At 24.8% G+C, this 23388-nt stretch carries 21 protein-coding genes and 1 pseudogene; 7 read left to right on the forward strand and 15 right to left on the reverse strand.

What is annotated here, in order from left to right:
- From A6P36_RS05750 to A6P36_RS07975, 4 genes and pseudogenes are all read left to right on the forward strand, one after another.
- Positions 1 to 1236, forward strand: a 1236-nt coding sequence (locus tag A6P36_RS05750) for an ABC transporter permease (RefSeq protein ID WP_207644323.1), incomplete at its 5' end; no start/stop codon positions are given.
- 10 nt (positions 1237 to 1246) lie between these two features.
- The coding region (locus A6P36_RS08255) for a TetR/AcrR family transcriptional regulator (protein ID WP_207644324.1) at positions 1247 to 1535 on the forward strand (289 nt) is incomplete at its 3' end.
- Positions 1536 to 1537: 2 nt separating this feature from the next.
- Positions 1538 to 1738 (forward strand): annotated as a pseudogene (locus tag A6P36_RS08505) (hypothetical protein); the annotation flags it as partial.
- Positions 1739 to 1759: 21 nt separating this feature from the next.
- A complete protein-coding gene (locus A6P36_RS07975) occupies positions 1760 to 2098 on the forward strand; it encodes a hypothetical protein (protein WP_197487226.1) in 339 nt (112 codons plus the stop codon).
- A gap of 309 nt (positions 2099 to 2407) precedes the next feature.
- On the opposite strand, the gene A6P36_RS05765 is transcribed toward A6P36_RS07975, so the two are convergent.
- The 4 genes from A6P36_RS05765 to A6P36_RS05780 form a co-directional block, all read right to left on the reverse strand.
- Positions 2408 to 3601, reverse strand: a complete 1194-nt coding sequence (locus A6P36_RS05765; RefSeq protein ID WP_066761883.1) for an Ig-like domain-containing protein — start codon at positions 3599 to 3601, stop codon at positions 2408 to 2410.
- Positions 3602 to 3756: 155 nt separating this feature from the next.
- Positions 3757 to 4155 (reverse strand): hypothetical protein, encoded by a 399-nt coding sequence (locus A6P36_RS05770; protein WP_066761885.1) that lies wholly within the window; start codon positions 4153 to 4155, stop codon positions 3757 to 3759.
- 139 nt (positions 4156 to 4294) lie between these two features.
- On the reverse strand, positions 4295 to 5026 hold the full coding sequence (locus A6P36_RS05775; protein ID WP_066761886.1) for a glucosamine-6-phosphate deaminase: 732 nt from the start codon (positions 5024 to 5026) through the stop codon (positions 4295 to 4297).
- 68 nt (positions 5027 to 5094) lie between these two features.
- A complete protein-coding gene (locus A6P36_RS05780; RefSeq protein ID WP_066761888.1) occupies positions 5095 to 6909 on the reverse strand; it encodes a glycoside hydrolase family 10 protein in 1815 nt (604 codons plus the stop codon).
- Positions 6910 to 7050: 141 nt separating this feature from the next.
- On the opposite strand from A6P36_RS05780, the gene A6P36_RS05785 reads away from it, so the two are divergent.
- A complete protein-coding gene (locus tag A6P36_RS05785; RefSeq protein ID WP_066761890.1) occupies positions 7051 to 8436 on the forward strand; it encodes an aldehyde dehydrogenase family protein in 1386 nt (461 codons plus the stop codon).
- A 39-nt stretch (positions 8437 to 8475) separates the two neighbouring features.
- Here A6P36_RS05785 and A6P36_RS05790 read toward each other — a convergent pair whose 3' ends face one another.
- From A6P36_RS05790 to A6P36_RS05825, 8 genes are all read right to left on the reverse strand, one after another.
- A complete protein-coding gene (locus A6P36_RS05790) occupies positions 8476 to 11202 on the reverse strand; it encodes a hypothetical protein (RefSeq protein ID WP_066761892.1) in 2727 nt (908 codons plus the stop codon).
- A gap of 156 nt (positions 11203 to 11358) precedes the next feature.
- Complete coding sequence (locus A6P36_RS05795) at positions 11359 to 12612, reverse strand: AAA family ATPase (RefSeq protein WP_066761894.1); 1254 nt, start codon at positions 12610 to 12612, stop codon at positions 11359 to 11361.
- A gap of 89 nt (positions 12613 to 12701) precedes the next feature.
- Positions 12702 to 13406, reverse strand: coding sequence for a TraX family protein (locus A6P36_RS05800; RefSeq protein WP_066761896.1), 705 nt, complete (start codon positions 13404 to 13406; stop codon positions 12702 to 12704).
- A gap of 124 nt (positions 13407 to 13530) precedes the next feature.
- Positions 13531 to 14277 carry an SDR family NAD(P)-dependent oxidoreductase gene (locus tag A6P36_RS05805; RefSeq protein ID WP_066761898.1) on the reverse strand — a complete coding sequence of 249 codons (747 nt, stop codon included), beginning with the start codon at positions 14275 to 14277 and terminating at the stop codon, positions 13531 to 13533.
- On the reverse strand, positions 14277 to 15113 hold the full coding sequence (gene dapF, locus A6P36_RS05810) for a diaminopimelate epimerase (RefSeq protein WP_066761902.1): 837 nt from the start codon (positions 15111 to 15113) through the stop codon (positions 14277 to 14279). The genes A6P36_RS05805 and dapF overlap by 1 nt, the downstream gene beginning before the upstream one ends.
- A gap of 80 nt (positions 15114 to 15193) precedes the next feature.
- On the reverse strand, positions 15194 to 15817 hold the full coding sequence (locus A6P36_RS05815; RefSeq protein ID WP_242861672.1) for a hypothetical protein: 624 nt from the start codon (positions 15815 to 15817) through the stop codon (positions 15194 to 15196).
- A gap of 3 nt (positions 15818 to 15820) precedes the next feature.
- Positions 15821 to 16876, reverse strand: a complete 1056-nt coding sequence (locus A6P36_RS05820; RefSeq protein WP_066761904.1) for an alanine racemase — start codon at positions 16874 to 16876, stop codon at positions 15821 to 15823.
- 66 nt (positions 16877 to 16942) lie between these two features.
- Positions 16943 to 17611: a uracil-DNA glycosylase gene (locus A6P36_RS05825; RefSeq protein ID WP_369815434.1), complete on the reverse strand. Its 669-nt coding sequence runs from the start codon at positions 17609 to 17611 to the stop codon at positions 16943 to 16945.
- 114 nt (positions 17612 to 17725) lie between these two features.
- Here A6P36_RS05825 and A6P36_RS05830 point away from each other — a divergent pair, with 114 nt between their 5' ends.
- Both A6P36_RS05830 and A6P36_RS05835 read left to right on the forward strand, forming a co-directional pair.
- Complete coding sequence (locus A6P36_RS05830; RefSeq protein WP_066761907.1) at positions 17726 to 19627, forward strand: NAD(+) synthase; 1902 nt, start codon at positions 17726 to 17728, stop codon at positions 19625 to 19627.
- 162 nt (positions 19628 to 19789) lie between these two features.
- The gene (locus A6P36_RS05835) at positions 19790 to 20197 is read left to right on the forward strand and encodes a carboxypeptidase-like regulatory domain-containing protein (protein WP_066761910.1); all 408 of its coding nucleotides are present in this window, start codon (positions 19790 to 19792) and stop codon (positions 20195 to 20197) included.
- A gap of 33 nt (positions 20198 to 20230) precedes the next feature.
- On the opposite strand, the gene A6P36_RS05840 is transcribed toward A6P36_RS05835, so the two are convergent.
- The 3 genes from A6P36_RS05840 to A6P36_RS05850 form a co-directional block, all read right to left on the reverse strand.
- Entirely contained in the window at positions 20231 to 21889 is a 1659-nt protein-coding gene (locus A6P36_RS05840; RefSeq protein WP_066761912.1) for a hypothetical protein, read from the reverse strand.
- Between the two features lie 22 nt (positions 21890 to 21911).
- Positions 21912 to 22619, reverse strand: coding sequence for a hypothetical protein (locus tag A6P36_RS05845; RefSeq protein WP_066761913.1), 708 nt, complete (start codon positions 22617 to 22619; stop codon positions 21912 to 21914).
- 325 nt (positions 22620 to 22944) lie between these two features.
- Complete coding sequence (locus A6P36_RS05850) at positions 22945 to 23229, reverse strand: ArsR/SmtB family transcription factor (protein WP_066761914.1); 285 nt, start codon at positions 23227 to 23229, stop codon at positions 22945 to 22947.
- Between the last annotated feature and the right edge of the window lie 159 nt (positions 23230 to 23388).

Below are 23388 nucleotides of genomic sequence, written 5' to 3' on the forward strand. Positions count from 1 at the left end.
ATTAAGCTAGCATTTCTAAATATGAAAGCCAAGTTAGGAAGAAATTTACTAGTAGCGCTTGGATCTAGTATAGGAATTATGTCAGTAGTATTGATGCTGGCTTTAGGTAAAGGTGTAACAAGTTATGTAAGTAGTACTATGAAATCATATACTAACCCTAATATTACTGAAGTTCATAAGAAGAGTAGTACTCAACAAACGACAAAAAATCCACAAAATATGAGTCGTGAAGAGATAGCTAAACAACAGCAAGAGAATATGGCTGCTTTAACGGGGTCAGGAACTAATACAGGTTTTACAAAAAAGGATATAGAAAAGTTAAGTAAGATAAAACATGTAGATAGATATCAAAAAGGTTATAGTTCATTTTCACTAGGAACTAATACAGTTAAATATAATAATAAGCAAGCTAGTTTAATGATGTTGCAAACAATGTCTGATAGTATTTCTAAATCAAGCATTGTGGAAGGAAAAGCTCCTAAGAATAATCATGAAATAATGTTAGATAGAGCTACTGCAGATTTACTAGGAAAGAATATTTTAGATAAAGAGGTTACTTTGACTTTGAAGATAGGTGAAAAGACAATTACACAAAACTTTAAAGTAACAGGTTTATATGAATCACAAAGTCAAAGTTCAAGTACAGTTTTCTTTACTTATGTAGGTTTACAAGACCTATATAAGACAAACCAAGAAAAATTATTGCCAAATGTAGTATATCTACATACAGCTAACAAAGACAACACTAAGATGATTAAGGACAAAGTAAAAGATCTTGGTTATACAGGTTCAATGCAAGAACAAATGACGGAAATGTTTACGAAAATGTTGAATATTATTACTTGGGTATTAACTGCTATCGCTGCTGTTTCATTAGTGGTTTCAGCAATTATGATATTGGTAGTTTTAAATATTTCTGTAGTTGAACGTACAAAAGAAATAGGTGTACTTAAAGCTCTAGGTGCTAGAAGAAAAGATATTAGAAGAATATTTGCTTCTGAGGCATTTTTAATTGGAATTACATCAGGAGTAATTGGCGTAGTTGTAACTTATGTTCTAGGTTTCTTCATTAATAACTTTACGAAAGCGGCTTTCGAAGTAAATGTTGTTTCCATGACTACTAAATATGCAATAGCTGGAATAGTTATTAGTGTTGTTATCAGTATGATTGCCGGAATTTTACCATCCAATAGAGCATCTAAGCTAGATCCAGTAGAAGCTTTACGCAAGGAATAGGGGAGATTTTATGCCAAAAGAAACATTTTTTGGAATTGATAAAGAAAAGCAGAATCGCATAATTCAAGCGGCAATTAAGGTATTCTCGAGTCATAACTATAACGATTCTTCAATTAATGAAGTTATAAAATTAGCCAAAATCCCTCGGGGAAGTTTTTATCAATATTTTGAAGATAAAAGAGATCTATATCTCTATATTACTCAAAAAATTATGCAAAACTTTAGGGATGACTTTTTTAAAGAATTAGATGAACAAAATGGAGATATTTTTGCGACTGTAAAAATAGTCTTTCCAAAACNNGATAAAGAAAAATTAAAAATAAAAAGTCGAAGTGACTTTGATATGTTTATCAGAATTTTAATTACCCCATTTATCATAGTAATAACCGATACATTCTTGCAAATGAAGCATGAATCAGACATTCCTAAAATAGATATTGAAGAAAAAAAGCAAGAATATTTACACAAATTAGAGTTTATTGAGTATGGTTTTTCTAAATAATAAATAGAAAAGAGGAACAAAATGGTAAAGTTGATGCGACGAAATTTAGATTGGTGGGCAATTATTACTGCTACTATCTTTTTAGGATTTCAAGTGGTTTGTGATTTAAGCTTACCTAATTTGACATCTAACTTAATAAATAACGGAGTAGCTAAAGGAAATGTAGGATATATTTGGCAAATAGGTCTTCAAATGCTGGGCCTGACTTTAGTCGGCATTTTTGCAGCAGCAGGAAATGTATATTTTGCTTCTACTCAAGCACAAAAAATGGGTGCCAGATTAAGAGGAAAGATATTTAAAAAAGTTTTATCCTTTTCGTTTTTAATTCCACTTATAAAAAGTTTATCTCCACATAAATAAATATTGCCATTACAAATGTCTTCTTCAACTATGGTACTTTTAATTTCCATATCATTATAATTATTAATTTTTATAATTTGAATCCCTGAATCACTCAATCTATATATATAGTCATCATCCATATCATAAAAATTATTTTGTTTATTAACTTTTTGAGCATGAGAATAAACATTATGAGAACAAACTTTAAATGTTATTAAACAACATATAAATAAACATAAAATCCCCTTATAAATATTCATTTAATCACTTCCCCTAATATTAAAACTGCCTATAAATATAGGCAGTTTTACTTTACAAAAATAAAAATTAATCAATTAAAACTTCAACTTCTGAATTTCTTTCATCAAGACTAATACTCAAAACATTTTCTTCTAATTTGTGATCACTAGTTCTATATCTTATAACTAATTCATAATTTCCAAATGGTAAATCTTCTAAAAATAAATTTCCATCACTATTTAAATTAAAAATCTTATCTTCATTTAATAAACAATCATCCATACCATTAACTTTAATCATTGCATCTTTTATTATTTTATTATTTACATCTAAACTCTTTAAAACAACTCTACCAACATTTTTCTTCTCAACCTTAAATAAAACTTCTTCCGAACTATTTCCACTTAAATCAACCACTTTTACCTTTATAAGGTCAGTATTTTCTATAGAACCTTCATCATCATAAACATAAAAATTTCCATTCTCATCTATGTACGATTTATATTTCTTATCATCAAAACTCACAACAACCTCACAATTAGCTTCACCACTTCCATGTACAAAATTATTATCACAGTCAACAACATTTATACTTGGTTTATACGGTGCAATCACATCGTTTACTTGTTTTTCAACAAGATTTGAATAATTATTAAAACAATCATAAGAAATTATTTTAAAGCTCTCAGCATCTCTTAAAGAATCTCCAACTTGTATCTCAAAACTACCATTTGTAAGAGTATATCCCGTAAATTCCTTATCTCCTATAAGTACTCTTATAGAAGAATTAGGTTCTCCATATCCTCTTATAACATTATCTGAATTATTAACCACATCTTCAATTTTAGGATCAATAGGTGGCAAAATATCATGTACAACAAAAGATACATTTGATAATTCATTACCTAAATAATCACACACTCGAACGTTTACTTGATCAACATCAACAAGTAAACCTTCTTCAAGTAATAAAATAAAATTACCCTCATCGTCTGTACTTGAAATATATTCAATATCATTAATTAAAAATTTAACCAAAGAATTTTTAAAACTTTTTCCCTTAATCATATTTTTATCATTGGTAATCTTATCTATCAAAATACTTCCATATAATTCGTTGCTATTGTCTTTAAATTCATCAATCTCTTTAAATACAAATTTATCCATATTATTTGTATGCTTTACATCATTGAACACTTCTATAGCTTGAGCTTTAAAACTAACTAAACTAAATAAAACAAATAAACTAAATTTAAGTTTGCATATTCTAAAAATACCCATAAGCTTACCTCCAAATTGTGAAATATTTAGAAAATCTTTACTCATTCATTTCATGTTAATTCTATTTTGCTCAAATTTTAGTAATTTATGAGTAATTACAATAAAATTCACAAAAATAATTTTAAAAAACAAAAAAAGGTAGCAAATAGCCACCTCTATATTTCAACTAACTCAACAATCTTAGAATACATTTCTTTAAGATTAACTACCCAATCGAAAATTTCTTGAAATTTTTGATTAGATATATTAAATTCCTCAACAACTTTAGAAATTATAGATTTTTCATTTTCTGTATAATGATTATCAACAAGTGCAACAGATATAAGTTCTAATAAAATACAATTTTTAATTTTATCATCACTTAAACTAAGCTCATTTATAATTTCATTAGGAGTCTCATCTATTTTTTCTAAAACCTGACCACCGCTTTCAAGTTTAAAACTTTCAAGAAGAGTTTTCTCCTCACCTGTTATAACACCATCGCTTTCAACTAAATGAAAAGATAATGTATAAAACAACTCCCTCTCCCTATCTGTAAATAATGATAAAAACATTTAAATTTAACCCCCAATAAATATTGTATATGTTAATTATTTACATTTTCAAAAAGTTTAAACCAAATTTTTTAAAATAATCCCACAAAAAAAACTTAGAAATAATATCTAAGTTCTTTTTAAAAATATTTAAATAATATTATAATCCTATTTCTTGACTTAAACTCTCATCTATAATAACGGTTACATCTCTATGAGCTTTTAGTAGAGTACATGGAACTTTTGTAGTTATATAATCATTTGTCAAAAGTTCCTCTATTGCATATTTTTTATCTTTACCAAAAGCAATTAAAACAATTTTTTTAGATTTTAAAATATCTCCTATTCCCAAACTTACAGCTTGTTTTGGAACATCATCTATACTTTCAAAAAATCTAGAATTTGCCTTTATAGTTTCCTCATTAAGATCAACAACATTAGCACTAGCATTTAAGTACTCATTAGGTTCATTAAAAGCAATATGTCCATTACTTCCAACCCCAAGTAATTGTACGTCTATACCACCTTTTTCTTCAATTAACTTTCTAATTTTTAAAAGTTCACTATCTATATCACCTATAGTTATAGGGACATATGTATTTTCCTTATTTATATTAACTTTATTAAAAAATCTATCATCCATATATCTTCTATAACTTTGTACATGATCTGGAGAAAGACCAACATACTCATCTAAATTAATACTACTACATCCCGAAAAATCTAAAATTCCTTTATTATAATCTTCAACTAAATAATTATAAACTTTTTCAGCACTTCCTCCTGTAGCTAATCCTAAAAATGCATTTTTATTTTTTTTAACAACATCTCCTATTATATCACTTGCTTTCTTACATACTTCATCAGAATTTTTTAAAACTATAACTTCCATAACTTTTCCTCCATATCTAAAAAAATTTTACTTCAAAATAAATTTTAGCATAAAATTATAAAAATACATTAAATTTTAAAAACATGTTTAACTCCCTTAGTTTCTACTCCAGAAAAATCTTTAATAGTTATAACGAAACATTTTATATCATTTGGCAAATTATTTAAAACTATACTTTGAAATTCCTTACTATAATCCCTTCCATAAACTCCTAAAATATTTTTACTATCGTCATAATTAATATGATTTTCATCTTTAAACCCATATACTACATAAAATTTACTATCATTTCCTATTTTATCTTTAAAAAATAAATAATACTTATCATCTCCATTTAAAATCCTTAAATCAAATATTTCAGATGTATTTTTAAAATCTAACCATGGTTTTGAAGGAATAAGAGATTTACAATTTAAAATATCATTTTCTAAAGATTTTATATATTTTTCATAAACACTACTTCTACTATTTCCTTCTTCTAAAGATTCATATAAGTCTTCAACGCTAAAAAATACACTTCCAAATACATTATCATAATTAGAATTAAATTTAATTTGATTTGTAATTTCATAAGGATTATTCCAACTACTATCTCCTCTTACTTCTCTAATACTATAATTTCCATGACCTATGTACAATTGACATCTTTTATCTCTAACAGCTCCACTCCAAAAATTTACAAGTTCCTCATAAGGAGCTTCCTTCTTACCAAAAGTCCAATATATTTGAGGAATTACATAATCAATTAATTCATTATCAATCCAATATAAAGTATCTGCATAAATATCCCTATAACTTGAAAGAGAACCATAAGGAGTATTTGAACCATTTAATAAATTTCCAGTTTTTGAACCATTTTTAATCTCTTCCCCTTTATGAGCATAAATTCCAAAAGGTGAAACTCCCCACTGTATACTTTTTTCATTCATATAATTGTAATGAGATATTATAGATTTTACTTCCTTTATTAAAATATTTACATTATCTCTTCTCCAATCATTTATATCACTTATTCCTCTTGAATTTATTTGAAAAGATTCAAAATCCTCTTTCATATCTCCAAATTTATAATTAGTACCTTTTATGTTTTGAGATCCATACGGATAAAAATAATCATCAAAATGTATTCCATCAACATCATATTTACTTATAAATTCATGTACTGTATTTTTAATAAAATCTACTACCTCTTGACGTCCTGGATCTAAAAATAATTTTCCTGAAAATAAATAAACTAAATTACTATTTTGACGTGCAAAATTATTTTCAGAAAGCATACCTATTATTTGATCTTTTGTTTTATTTAAATAAGGATCTTTCGTAACTCTATAAGGATTAAACCAAGCATGAAATTCAATTCCACGTCTTCTTGTTTCATTTATTGCATATTTTAAAAAATCTTTACCTTCTTTATAGTATAAAGGTTCTACTCCCTGATCTCCAGTTAAATATTTAGACCAAGGTCTAAATTTTGATTCATAAAAAGCATCAAGCTCTGGACTAACTTGAAAAAATATTGCATTTAAATTAAGTTTCTCAACTCTATCTAAAATAACATTAAATTCTTTCACAAGCTCATCAAAAGAACACCCTTTTTCTTTGGGAAAATTTATATTTGAAATAGTTGCAATCCAAGTTCCTCTAAACATTTCCTTATTTGAATCATATATTTTTTTTACTCTTATCTTTTTCCCATCAACTATAATAGGAGATTTTTTATCATATAAAACATCTCCATTTTCATTCAATTTATCAAACTTATATAAAAAATCATCGTATAAACTATTTATTTCATCTAAATTTTCAAAAGCATAACCATAATTAGAAATAACTATAAAAAAAGATAAACACAACATAAAAAAAATATTTATAAATTTATCCATATTATCTCCCATCAATAACAAAATTTGTAACCATAGTTTTTTCTAAATTGGAAATAATTATTCTATAATATAACTATCTTTTAATTATTTTTTATATAAAGTAAAATTGAATTATATTTATAAAAATGCGAGGTGTATAATATGAATCTAAAAAATATATTTAAATCTCAAAAAGATTTTTTTTACGCAGATACAACAATTCCAATAAATTTTAGACTAATTCATTTATCAAAATTTAAAAAAGCTTTACTAGAAAATGAAAATGAAATATATAAAGCCATGTATAAAGATTTAGGAAAATCAAAAGAAGATGCTTTCGTGTCAGAATTTGCTCCTTGCATAAAAGAAATTGATTTTTTCCTTAAAAATTTAAACTTATTATCAAAACCTGAAAAAATTAAAACATCTCTATCAAATTTCAAAAGCAAAGGATACATTTATAAAAAACCTTTTGGAGTGTGTTTAATAGTATCCACTTGGAATTATCCATTACTTTTATCTTTAGTGCCTATGATAGGTGCATTAGCTGCTGGAAACACTTGTATATTAAAACTTCACCCTTTTTCAAAACACACAAATGAAATAATAAACAAAATATTATCAAGCACATTTGAACAATGCTATGTAAAATCCATAGATGGAGATAAAGAAGTACTGGATTCTTTACTTGAATTTAATTTTGATTATATGTTTGCAACAGGAAGTCCAAATATTGGAAAATATGTATACTCAAAAGCTGCTGAAAAACTAATACCTGTAACTTTAGAACTTGGAGGAAAAAATCCTTGCATAGTTCACAATGATGCAAATATAAAATTAGCCTGCAAACGAATTGTACATGGAAAATTTTTAAATGTAGGTCAAACTTGTTTAGCCACAGATTATATTTGGGTTCATCATAATATAAAAGATGAATTTATAAAAACTTTAATTGAAACAATAGAAGAAATGTACACTAAAGATCCACTAAACTGCAAATATTATTCTAAAATAATAAACGAACTAAACTTTAATAGATTAACAAATATTATAGATTCACTAAAAGATAAAATTATTTTTGGAGGAAAGTATAACAAAGATTCTTTAAAAATTTCTCCAACAATAATCGATATAGATGATTTAAATTCTGAATTATTAGAAGGGGAAATATTTGGCCCAATACTTCAAATAAAATCTTATGAAATGGTAGATGATGTTATTTATTCTCTAAAACATACAGAGCCTTCTCTTGCTTTATATTTATTTTCAGAAAATAAAGCATTAATCAATAAATGTCTTGAAATACCTTTTGGAGGGGGATGTGTAAACGACACTCTTCTTCACGTATCGGAACAAGGTCTTCCTTTTGGAGGTTTTAAAAATAGTGGAATTGGAAATTATCACGGTAAACATTCCTTTGATACATTTACTCACAAAAAAAGCATCTTAATGAAGTCAACTCAAATAGAAATTAATTCAAGATATCCAAACAATAAAAACTACACTCTTAAAAAATTAAAATCTATATTTAAAGTTAAAACCCAATAAAAAAAGAACTACAATTTTAAATTGTAGTTCTTTAATTTTTTATTTATAATTTTCCAAAATATATTCAACATTTTTATACTCATTAGTTTCACATATATTTTCAAAAACTTCTTTAATAAAACTATCCTTAGATAAAACTTCAATATTTTCAATAAAATTATCTTCTAAATTCTGCTCAATATTTAAAAATTTCCAAATCTTACTTACTAGTTCATTATATCTTTTTAAGTCACTACCAATAAGTGGCTTAAATTTCAAAATATATTCAACAACAAAAACTTCTATAAAATATTTTAAATCAACCTTCTTATCTTTTATAAGTTTTTTCCACAAAATAACTTCCCTATTACTCGCCTCTATATTAACACCTAAAAATATTTCATATGCTTTTTTAATTATTATACCTATATCATCTAAATTGCCTTCATCAAAACTTTTAGCTTCATAGCTATTATTTTCATCTAAATAATAATCATCAATAGGGCTTTCTTCTGATATTTTATTTATCTTTTCTATAATTAAACTAGTTTCATAATGTGGCTCCTCATAATCATCTAAATTATAAGAAAGCATTTCACTTAATTCATTTATATTATCTTCAATATCTCCTACACACGCACTATCTCCTAAATATGTAAAAGAAATGCTCTTTTTCTTGTTTTTATCAAATTCAAAATAAGCTAAATACTCAGTATTATTAATTAAAACATTTTGAAGAAAATCTATTCTTATATTTTGAGATGATATGGAAAAACTTTGCTCTATAAAAGAATGCCTTATATTATCAATTAACAAAAATATATTTACCTTTAAAAATCCTTTCATAGACGGAACAAATTTAAAATTTGAAAGAACTATGTCAATCCCTGATTTATCAATATTTTTAATAAACAAATTTTTAGGATCTGTTATTTTGCTCACAAAAAATGAACAAATTTTATACATATTTCCCTTTTGAAATTTAATATAATACATTCCCGAATTATTTATTTGAATATTATCAAAATTAATTTTAAATTTCTTATCAAAACTATGTACTTTAATTTCTTGAATAACATGTTTATCTTCTGATAAAACACATACTCCAAAATCCTTCTTAAAATCATCAAACACATTTTTATCAATAATAGTTAAATAATTTAATGAATCTAATAAAAATTTTTCACTATGGGAAATTTTAATATACGGATCTGTTTCAATATAATTTAAAACAATTGTCTCAAAATAAAATCTATTTTTATCATCATAAATTTTCAAATATATAAACCTTAATACATCAAAATTTTCCACTTGAAAACTACATGAATTATTTAATATATTAAGCTTATATTCCTTATTTTTATCATAAGTATACTTACCTATTAAATCACAATTATCTCTTAAAAATTGAATCTTTAAATTTTTATTTACACCATCAAATTTTGTATTATACTTTATTTGATTAAACTTTACTCCTATAGAAGGTGAAAATACAAAACTTTCCTTTATTTCATAATCTAATTCCACAGTATAAACTTCACTAAATTTATTCAAAATACTAATATTTTCAAAAATAATACTAGTAGTTCCTTGGTCATCTAAAACAATATTACCTTTTTCAACGAAATTTTTACTAGTAAAACTTATACCTAATTGTCCAAATTTATCTGATATACCTAAAAATGGTGCTTTATTTAAATCTATATCTAAATTTTTAGATTTAACTTCAACTGTGTATTTATTTAAACTTTTATTTATACATGGAATTTCAAAATAACTCCTTTGAGTAATTACACTATTTCCCGAACTAAAATCATAATCAAATTTTATTATGTTAACGCTACTACCTTTACATATGCTTAATTCAAAATAATTTTTTTCATTTTTAATCACGCATTCAAAAACAACCGTATCTTCTTTTTCCCCTTGAGAAGATTTAAAATATAAAAATTTATTCCTAATATTAGAAATAAAATAATCATAATCATCAATATTTATAAATGAATTAATTTTAAAATACAATTTTAATGAAATAGCTTCATCTGAAATGTTAGATAAAATATCATAACTAACATCTTCAATAACTCTATAAGCGTTTATTTCAATATTATCGTACTCAAAAGAAAATGAAGAAAATATTTCTTTATCCTTAATATTTATCCTTAAAATATAAACTTCATTTGGAATTAATTTATTTATGTTATTATCATCAAACACATCTAAAATTACAAAATCTATACTATTAATCTTCGTATATATTTTACACGCAATATTTTTTATTTGATTATTTTTAGAGTCAAACAAATTAATATTAGATAAACTAATCTCAGATAAATCTAATTCCCCAAATTTCTTATTAAAATTTACACATAAATTTTTATTTACCTTACTAAGGTTTATATTAAAATTTTCACATATAACCTTCTTTTTATAATCAAAAAACTCAAATGTATTTATAACACAAGTTTGAGAATCATCATTTAAATTTACAATTGTAGTTCTTATTTCGTATATACCCTCTGATGAAAAATATGGAAACTCAACATAAAAATTTGAAATTTTATTTTCATAACAAATAAGTTTTGACCCTTTGTATATTTCGATTTTTTTAATTTTATCAAAACCGCATTTCTTTATTTCAATTTCTTTATATGAAATACATATTTTATTGTTTTTGAGTTCAACTGCCGCTCCTATTGAAAGTATATTTTCATTTTTTTTGTCACATATTTTAAAATTATTCTTATCTCCTTTATTCTGAAATAATTTCAAATTATTTTTTTTCATAATAAGTTATCCCCATAAAATCCATTATTTAATTTCCATTTTTAAAAATACATTTGTTAATAAATTTTATCATATATTAATTTTTTTTTCTATTATTTAATACATATAAAATATTTTTAAAAAAATAAAATCTACCTAAAAACTAGGTAGATTTCTCTAATTATTTTCAAACATTTCAATTTTTAATTGTAAATTTTCTCTAGATATTTCTCCAAGTATTTCATCATTAAAATTAACCTTAAATCCTCTATAATCTATAGGTAATTTATTAACTAATACTTTATTTTTATCATATGTAAATTCATAAATATTTATATCGTCAACATTTAATACGTCATTTATTATATAACCAAATCCAGCTATTTTACTTCTATTCAAATTATTTAACAATAAAAAATTACAAATTTGATCTAATATAACACTACTATTTGTAGACATAAAAATAGATGTTCCAGAATTTATAATTCTAATAAGAGCACTAACTATACTTCTTTGTAATTTCAAATTTAAATGAGTTTCAATTTCCTCTATAAAAAATGAAGTGAATCTTTCTTTAGATTTTAAAAACAAAACAAGTGGTGCAATTTCACGTACAAAATCTGACGCCATACTAATTGGAATTTCTATATCATTTAAATGACATCTATAGGAATCTTTTGTAAAACTTCCCTTAACCACATCATCTTCTATAAAATTATGTATACTTGAATAAACTCCATTATCTGTAAATTCTAAGTTTTCAATATTTTTTATAAAATCCCCTATACTTAAATTTTGATATTTTAAATTCTTAAAAACATCTGAATAACATAAAAAAGAACTTCTTCCAGATGGCATAAAAACAGGTTTTGATAAACAAACATCGCTAAACCCATCATCTATTATTTTATGACAAATAAGTTCTAACACATAATCTTCATTATCAAAAAATTCACTAGGAATTTTTACAAAATCTCCCTCTATAATTATTTCATCACAAAAATCATCTACAACAAGAAATACTTTTGGAAAAATTCTATATTTTGATAAAAAAATTTGAGTATTTTCAAATCTCTTATAATTATTTTCAATACTCACATTAAATATTTCATTGAAAAAATAATCCTTATTTTGAAGCAACGATATATTAAAAAAATCACAAAAAATATTTCCAACTTCGTTATCAATATATCCTTCTTTATTATTCTTTAAATTCTTAACAAAATCTCTACAAATAAAATACTCTTTTGAAGTTTTATCTCCATTTTGTATTATTTGTCTAGATAACCTTGACAATCCATAAATTATATTCATAACAACCGTTTTCCCACTATTATTATCACCTGTAAAAATAGTAAAAGGTGATACTTCAATTTGTACATTATCTAGGTTATCTACATTTTGCATATTAATAATATATCTCTGCTTCATACTTAACAAAATCCTTTCGTAAATTCAAATTTAAATTTCTTAGAAGTTATTGTATCATATAACTCAAGTTATTTAAATTTAAATTTTAATTAAAACTCATACCACGTAGGATTAAATGTATTTCCAACTATTAAAAGAATAATTACATGAACTGGATAAGCTATATAAAAGAAATATTTAAAAAATTTACTCCTATAACCAGGCTTTCCATTATATAAAAGAATAGGAATTATTGAAAAAACCATCATCCATTGATAATTTCCAAGCAGTAATTCTTCTAAAAAATATTTTGTTCCAAATACAAAGGAAATTTCACACAATGAAAAAATTATATAAACAATACTCATTAAAAATTTCTTTTGTCTTAAGAAATAAAATATTAAAATCATTCCCACACCATAATAAGATGCTTCAGTATATAAAGACAAAATACCAACTATAATTACTCCAATACACCCAATTAACTTTTTAAAAATATTTTCTTTATTACTCTTTATAAATTCAATAATATTAAGCATTAAAATTCCCATAGCCATAGATGCAAAAATATTCAAAGGTTGTCTAAACATCAAATTAAGTATTAAAAAAGTAATAAATGCAAACCCAAAAAGTCTCATCATAAATTTTTTACGGTCTCTCGTATGAAAAAAACTCTCAACAAGCAAAAAAAAGTAAATAGGAGCAACAATACGTCCAATATAAGTAAACCATATTGGTGTGTCCGCTATGTAATAATATACATGATCTAGTACCATTAAAATAAACGCTATAAGTTTTAGTGTAAACGCACTCATTTAAATACCCCTCAATTTTAAAATTATATTTATATAATTTTAACATTTTATTCTTATATTGCATTAGTTTTTTATCGTATTTAATATTTAAAAACTAAATAAAGACTTATAAATTTATAAGTCTTTACATCATCCACCCACCATCAATATTAATAATTTCTCCACTTATATTTATATAATCACTTGAAAAAAATTTTATAGCATTTACCACATCGTTAACATTTCCAATTCTATTTAATGGAATTTCTTTTACAATTTCATTTTTTTCATGTGTTTCTAAATGTTTGTTCATATCTGTTTCTATAATTCCAGGTGCAATTCCAATAATTTTGATTCCCTTAAACTTCATTTCTTTTGAAAGAGATTTTGTAAATAAATTAATTGCCCCTTTAGTTGAAGAATAAACTACCTCGCAAGATGCTCCAACATTTCCCCATACTGATGAAATATTTATTATACTAGAATTTTCTTTCATAAAATTTTTTAAAATATATTTTGTAAGTATTAAAGAATTAGAAAAATTAACATTTATTAAAGATAATATTTTATCATCTTCCTGAAAAATTAATGGATTTATATCATCTATTCCAGAGTTATTAATCAAAATATCAATGTTATATATTTTTTCTTTATTTATAAGCTTTAAAAAACTATACACGTTCTCCAAATCATTTAAATTTAGTTTAAATATTTTCAATTTATATGATTTTTCCCTGCTCCATTTTAAAAGTTCTTCTGCATTATTTAAACTTTCATTATAAGTTATAATAACTTCAGCTCCATGAGTTAAATACATTTTTGCAGTACTTAAACCTATCCCTCTAGCTCCACCTGTAATTAAAACAGTTTTATTTTTAAAATTAAAATTCATTATAAATTTATTTTAAGAACTCCTTCATAAACCTGATAAACTTCACCTGTCATAAATACATTTCCATGTTCATCAATTTCGATTTTTATATCTCCCCCGTCGCATTTTACCAAAATATTAGAATCAGTAAGGCCAAGCTTATAACAAACAGAAGCAGCAGAGCAACTACTTGAACCAGATGCTAAAGTATATCCAGCACCTCTTTCATAAATTTTTATTTTAATTGTATTTCTATCTAAAACCTCTACAAATTGAACATTTGTTCTATTTAAAAACAAATCATGATTTTCAATATAAGGTCCATATTTATGTATACTATCCTCATCCAATTTTTCAAAAATAGAAACAGTGTGTGGGTTTCCAATTGTAAGAGAAGTTATTAAAAATTCCCTATCTAATACATAAATTCTTTCATTAATAACTTCCCTCTCTTCACCTTTAACTCCAATTTCTTTTGAATTAAAAGAAACTTTTCCCATAGAAACTTTTATAAGAGTGGCTTCTTCATTTAAATATTTAACAAAAACTTCCCCACCTTTAGTTAAAAGTTTAAATTCACTTTGTTTTACATATCCATAATCTTTCAAATATTTTGAAAAAATTCTTATTCCATTACCGCTTTTTTCTGCTTCACTTCCATCTGGATTAAAAATTTTAAAATAAATATTATTTCCTTCACTTAATATAGGACCATATAAAATCCCATCAGAACCACAACCAAAATTTCTATGACAAATTTTAACTATATTATCCTTACTCATCTCAACACTACAAAAATTTGGATCAATTACTAAATAATCATTTCCAAGTGCTTCATATTTAAAAATTTTAGTCATAAACAAAATCCTCCTTTAACTTTTAAAATTATAACAAAAAAAATTACCATTATAAATTTTATAATGGTAATCTAAATTTTTTAATTTAACAAAGCTTCAGGTTCCCCTGTATACTCAAAAATTTCTAAATCAGATATAAACCAATCTTCATCTTTTAAAACCATATTAAATACATATCTTTCAGTTCTACTATTATCCTCAGTGTGAAAATATGTAACAGTTCCACTTTCTAAATTATCATTTAATACAAAATCCCCTGATGCCATTTCATCTGGAAATTTTTGATCTTCCTCAATTAAAAACTCGCTTTCTCTATCAGGATCTAAAAATTTATTGCTTTCTTTTATATTTCCACTATTTACAGACTCAATAAAATCCTCAACAAGTTTAATATTTTTATCTGAAACTTCTTTCTCTAAATTAAGTTTATTAACTTCATTCTTAACCTGATTTAACTCAACATTAAGACGTGTATTATCACTATTTTTTTCATAATTTTCAACACTTATTTTTTGAAGCTTTTCCTCAAGTAATTTATATTGTTTCTGTATACTCATATAATCATCAAAATATACTAAAAAAACTGAAACAGATATAACTATTGTAAATACTAAAGATAAAATTAAAAATATAACTACTCCCATTAACTTATTAGTTTCTTGATCTCTTTTATTATTAAACAAATATGTAGACAAATAAATCACTCCCTAATATATGTATTTTTTATATATAGAACTATCTCCAAGTATAGGAGATATATTTATTTTTACATAATCACCTACACACAAATTATTCCCATCTATAAGTGTTAAATTCATATTACTTCTGCCAATAATTTTTATCCCCATATCATCTTTATATATTTCATAAGCTTTAACAAAATACCTATAAACAAATTTTAAAACATCATATAAAAAACTTTTTCTATACTCTCTATAAAATCCAAAATGTTGTATATTTCCAATTTCTAGTATTCCAATTTTCATATCATTTTTAAGTTTAACCTTGTTTCCATATCCAACATTTTCACCTTTTTTTACATCATATAACCCCAAAACCTTTGCATAATAACTAAAGGATTGCTCAATTCCAATATTTAATCCATCATATCCATAAATTAAATTTCCAACTCTTACACCATGGGAAAAACTAGCTTTATTTCTTATTTTTTCATTTATAAATCCACCAGAGTTTAAAATATGTATAAAATATTTATCCTCATAAACTTTTATGCTTTCATGAAAATTATGTATTTGATTTAATGTGTATTCTTCATCTTTCACATTATGTAAATGAGTATATATACCTTTTATATTTATGTTTTTATATTCATTTTCTATATAATTTATAAAATTATGTAATTCTTTTAATTTTATTCCTTTTCTGTTCATTCCAGTACAAACATAAATGTGAACATTTATATTTAAATCTTTAGGAATTGAAGAAAGTATTTCAAAATTATCTATAGTTATAGTAAATTTTTCTATAAATTCATTTTGAAAATAATCCTCACTTATAATAGGAGTCAGTATCATGATTTCATTTTGTATTCCCATTTCGTAAAGTTTAATTGCTTCTTCTAAATTTGATACTCCAAACATATCAACTTTATCTTCTAAAAAATCACAAATTTTTTGAAGTCCAAGTCCGTAAGCATCGCCTTTTACAACTGCTATAATTTTTTTATTCCCCAAAATATTTCTAATTATACTAATATTTTTCTCAATCTTACTCAAATTAACTTTTAAATATAAATTTTCCACTTAAAATCATAACTCCTAATAATAAAAATTTTTTAAAGTTATATCATCTTATAAAGTTTTTATACTTTAAACAATTTCCCAATTAATTTCCTCTATTGAATTACTCTTCAAATATTCATTTGTTTTTGAAAAAGGTTTAGATGAAAAAAATCCTCTATGAGCAGAAAGACCACTTGGATGAGAGGATTTTATAATTAAATGTTTATTTTTATCTATTAAATTTTCCTTTTTTATAGCAAAATTACCCCATAAAATGAAAACTAAATTTTCTCTTTCACAAGAAAGTAAACTTATAACTTTATCTGTAAACCTACTCCATCCAATTGATTTATGAGAATTAGCACAACTTTTCCTAACTGTTAAAACAGAATTTAAAAGAAGTACCCCTTGATTTGCCCATGAACTTAAATTACCATGATTAGGGATATTAATGTTAATATCTGTTTTTAACTCTTTAAAAATATTTTTAAGAGAACTGGGAATACTAGAATTTTTCAAAACAGAAAAAGAAAGACCATGAGCTTGATTTTCACCATGATAAGGATCTTGTCCAAGTATTACAACCTTAATTTCATCAAAATCTTTATATTTAAATGAATTAAATACCTGATCTTTAGAAGGAAAAATTTTAAAATTCTTATATTCCTCATTTAAAGTTTGAAATATTTCTCTAAAATATTTTTGATTATATTCATCTAAAATAATTTGTCTAAATTTTTCATGTATATTAAAAATATCAAATTCCTTTAATAAATCCACAAACTTACCTCTAATTTATGTTTTTAAAAAAATTTTTTTCTACATATTTAGTATAAAAACTATACTTATGAATTACAAGGAGAGAATTAAATGAATTTTATAAGAGTTAGTGCTGCAAGCCCAAAAACTAATATTTGCGATATAGAATTTAACGTTTTAAACATAAAAAAATGTATAAATGAAGCTTTAAATAAAAAATCTAAAATTGTTGTTTTCCCTGAATTATCTATAACTTCTTATACATGTTTCGACTTATTTTTAAAAAGAACTACCCTTGAAAAAAGTTATGAGGGAATAAAAAATATTTTAGAATTTTCAAAATCAAAAGATATTTTAATAATTTTAGGTGGAATATTTGAGTACAACAATTCACTTTTCAATTCAGCTTTTATAATACATAAAGGAAGAGTTCTCGGAATTACTCCAAAAACTTATCTTCCAAATTATCAAGAATTTTATGAAAAAAGGTATTTCACAGAAGGCTTTATTAAATTAACTAAAGTTAAATTTTTAAATGAAGAAACTTATTTTGGAACAGATATTTTATTTAGCTATAAAGACATTAAAATTGGAGTGGAAATATGTGAGGATTTGTGGGCGCCAATACCTAAAAGTTCTTACTTATCAATAAATGGTGCAAACATAATATGTAATCTATCAGCATCAAATGAAACGAACTTTAAACATGACTCAAGAAAAAACCTAATTAGATTTCAAAGCGACAAATTAAATTGTGCCTATATTTATTCAAATTCAAATTCAACTGAATCAACTACAGATTTAATTTTCTCTTCTTACGCATGTATATATGAAGATGGAAAAATGATTTCTGAATCAGATAGATTTAGCGATGAAAATGTTCTTATAACTGGACTAATAGATATTGATTCTTTAAACACTCACAGAGTAAACAACATAACTTTCAGGGATTCATTTAAATATTACGAAAGGGACATGAAAGTAATTGAAGTGGATTTTGAAAACATGGACTTTGGAGTTTTTGACAAAAAAATAAATATAACTCCTTTCTTACATGAAGATGAAAACAAAAATTTTGAAATATTTGAAGAAATATTTTTAATGCAGGCTGCTTCTCTAAGAAAAAGATTAAATCACATAAAACAAGATAAAATAATTTTAGGTATAAGTGGAGGACTTGATTCAACTCTTGCACTAATTTCATGCCATAATGCATTTAAAATTATGAACATTGAAAGTAAAAACATATTAGCTATAACTATGCCAGGTCTTGGAACATCTTCAAGAACAAAAAATAATGCAATAAATCTTTGTAATGAGTTAAATGTAACTTTAAAATCAATAGACATTACAAAAGCAATAAAACAACATTTTCTAGATATAGATCAAGATGAAAATTTATTTGATACAACATACGAAAATTCACAAGCCCGTGAAAGAACTCAAATACTTATGGATCTTGCTAATAAAGAAAATGCACTTTTAATTGGTACTGGAGATTTATCAGAAATAGCTTTAGGATTCTCAACTTATAATGGCGACCACATGAGTATGTACAATATAAATTGTTCCATACCAAAAACACTGATTAAACATCTTTTAAAACATTACTATGAAAATTATAATGAATCTACAATTGTTCAAAATATATTAATTGATATAATAAATACTCCAATATCTCCTGAACTTCTTCCAACTGATGAAAACAATAATATACTTCAAAAAACAGAAAAAATAATAGGTCCCTATGAACTACATGACTTCTTTCTTTACCATTTCATTAAAAATAACCTATCTTTTGAAAAAATTAAATTTTTAGCTCTTAATGGTTTCAATGGAATTTATAATGAAAAACTTATAGAAGCTTCTCTAAATGTATTTATTAAGAAGTTTTTTCAAAACCAATTTAAAAGATCATCAATGCCAGACGGCCCTAAAATTACAGAAATTTCCTTATCTCCAAGAGGAGATTTAAAAATGAGTTCAGACTCTTCATACAATTCATTTATTTAAAAAGTTATGCTTTAAGTATAACTTTTTATTTTTTATAAAATAAAAAAATTTTTTATCACAAATTATAAAAAATGAATATTATGCATTATAAACAAATTAAAAAAATTATAAAAAACTAACTTAAATAAATTATGTTTAAGATCTTAAGGAGGACTTCTTACTATGAAAAATAGTAATCTTCAAAATGTACTTGGTAATTCTATTGATGTAAAATTAACAGATAATATAACAAGAAATTACTCTGAAATAAGAGCTGATATACCAGTTAGCCAATACAGATCAATTCGTCTTTGGGGACAGGTAAGAGATTCTGCTGGAAACCCAATTCCATATGCTTTACTAAAATTAGTTAAATCTACAAATGGAAATGATTACTGCGGAATTGCACACACAACAGCAGACTGTCAAGGATTTTATCAATTTGATTTATGTCCAGATGATGGTGCTGAATACAAAATACTCGCATCTAAATCAAATGCAGGTGCAGAACTAACAATGCACAACTCAGGAAACTGTCCTACATCACAAGCATCATATGATCCATGTTCAGATTGTCCTTGCAATGACTAAAAAATTAAAGAGACTTTATATAAAGTCTCTTTTTTATTTACTCAATCCAGATAACGTCTTACTCATACTTGAAACACCACTTACAACTGGTGCTGCATATCTACTATACAACTTAGCTGCCTTTCTAAGTTTTGATGCAACTTCTGAAACTAAATTTTCATATTTTATAACATCTCCTAACCATAGCACCCCTGCTTTAGACTTAGTTACCCCTCTCCAAATACCATCATCTAATTGATATGCCACTGTTTGAGATTTACCATTAATTTCTATTTCTTCAAGTATAACTCTTTTAGTCTCACCCCATTTATTCTTAGCTTCAACAATATTAATTTTTCTATATATTGATGCTTGCTCTCTAGATAAAATATAAGCAAACATATTTCCTCCTTTTTCTAAAACATTACGATACTCTCCATCTTTTTCTAAAACTGCAAATTTTTCTTCTCCTGTATCACTTATATATTTATATACAGGTTTCTCAATTACTTCCTTAATTCCTTCTGTTTCAAAATATCCTGTTTTATAAAAAGTATATATAGTATTACCTTGATAAGATCTTTCAATTTTTTCACCATTATTCCTAAGTTTAATACTAGTTATGTCACCAAATTCATTCATATATATTGACAACTGATTTTCTCCGTCTCCATTAAACCTATAAATATCTTCAACTCCAGTAATTTCAACATCTCCACTATAATCTCTTACCGCATCGAGTAATATTTTTTTATTTGAACCCTTAGTTTTAAAAACTTTATCTATTAACTCTTGACTATCTGTCTGAGGATTAAGATCTATTTTTTCTACAATTGAAGCAGATTTCTTATAATAAATAACATCATGATATCGCTTATCTAACCTAGAACCTTTATTATAAACCATAACAGATTTTAACTCATTATCATTTGATAAAAACGCTTGCATTAAATTACCTTTTTCCCCAGTAAATACAAAAATTTTTTCCAATCCATCCCCCTGAATATCGGCATCATATTTATCTAGTGCCTCAAACAAAATTTCGTGATTCAACCCTTTGGTCTTATGAACTAAATCTATTAATTCTTGACTATCCTCTTGAACTTTATAAGATTGTTTCAAAGGAACTTTTTTCCTTACAGCAGGGTCACCTCCAGCAGATGACTCCGGCACACCAGTTTTTATAGTACTAGTTTTAGGAAGTGTTTGTTCTCCATCATTAAATATATAATTCCCTCTAGTTTTATTAAAATCAATTTTCCTACCACTAATTTTTAATTGAACTTTATGAATTTCACCTGTATTGCCATCCATATTAACCTTAACTTTAAAATCATTTCCTTCACTCCTATGAGTATAAATTTTTTCTCCAGTTTGAGTGTTTCTCTTATATTTATCCGGTTCATATTTTAACAAATCAACAATAGGTTGCATAGGTATTTTCCTATCACTAATACTTACTTGATTTTCCAAACTACTCAACAAACTATTCCTTTTACCTAATTCCTTAGGAGAATCCCACTTAACGCTAGTAATATTACTTAATCTACCTGACTTTCCTGAAGTCTTAGATGAAGAACCAAATATAGATGTCAATGACTTCTTTCCGAACATAGCTTTAGACTCATGACTTTGTAAAAATAATATTGATGCTCCAGACAATAATGAAACTACTGCAGACTTTTTAAAATTCATATTTTTTTTATTTCTCATATATATCTTAACCTCATAAATTTCAATCAATAACTTTAGCTTTAATACTTGAAACAACAGGTGCCGCGTAATTAAAAACTTCTTGCTTCAATTCACTAACTTTATTTTTTAAATCAATTGAAATAGAATTTTCATCTATTTGATGTCCCAAATAATATTTAGTATTATTTCTACCACCAACTGGTAATACGTCACGTAAAATACCATTTCCAACATCAACAGCCACAGACCCACTGTCTCCACTTAAAACAAAAACAACTCTTTCATTACCCAACTTATCAATAGCTGTCTGTAAAACACCATGATTTATTCTGTCAAAAATTTTCATTTCTGGAACAGACAACGTCTTTGAATAACTACCATTTCCTAAGTTTGTAACTAAAATTTCTTCATCGCCTTCTTCAACCTTTGTAAAATTAATAGTTAATCCTTCAGAATTTTTGCGAGTATAAATTGGCAACCTTACACTTTTACCGCCTGGCACTTGAAATTCACCTATTTTATGAGCAACATTACCAAAATCTCCATTACTGAGATTTAAAGGATTCAAATTTTTTGATGAATTTTTTAAAGCCATTCTTTTAACCACATAACTACTATATGTACTCACACCTGATGTTACAGTTTTCTTAATAACCGCACTTGCACCATATTTACTTCCCAAAATTAAAGCAGAACCTAAACAAGCTGAAAATGTTAACATTTTTTTATCAAAAACACTTTTCAACATAATTTCACTAACATCCCCACAACATACAAAATATAAATATGTGAATCTTAAATTCAAATATTTTAAAAATTTAAAAATAATTCACATTTAGTTAAAATATCTGAACTATAGTCTAAATAAAATAAAATTTTTTGTCAACTTTTTTTAAATTAACCTAAAAAACAAAAAAAGCATGGAAATAAACTCTTAAAAAGTTTAAATACATGCTTAATTCAATTTAAATATTTACTAAAATTAACTAATAAATCTATATATATAAAATCTATATAAAACTAAATTATAACCTCTTAAATTGTTACGAAACAAAAATGAACACTAATTCATTTTAATACCCATAATTTTCCTTTAAAACTTCTATTAGTTTCCCTAAATTTTTATCATTTATAGAATATGTAATAGCCAATCCTGATTTATGAGAAACTAATATCTTATGGGCCTTTAACGTTGATAAATGTTGAGATAGTGCTGATTGGGTTACATGATTAAGCCTACTATGAAGCTCACTTACTGTCATAGGTCTCTCTAAAAGATAACAAACTATATTTAGTCTATTTTCATTCGATAAAACCCTTAAAATTTCTGCTACTTCTTTAACATTTGCAATCATCATAAAGCATTTAATCCTCTTTCATTTTTATAATTCTTGAAACTTATTACTATATAATATAATATTAAAACGTATGTTTGTAAATGAATATATATTCATAAAAACAAATTATTTACTTAAATTCATGATTTACTATTTTATTTTTTAAAAAATAATTACTAA

It is taken from the genome of Candidatus Arthromitus sp. SFB-turkey (assembly GCF_001655775.1).
Lineage (GTDB): Bacteria > Bacillota > Clostridia > Clostridiales > Clostridiaceae > Dwaynesavagella > Dwaynesavagella gallinarum.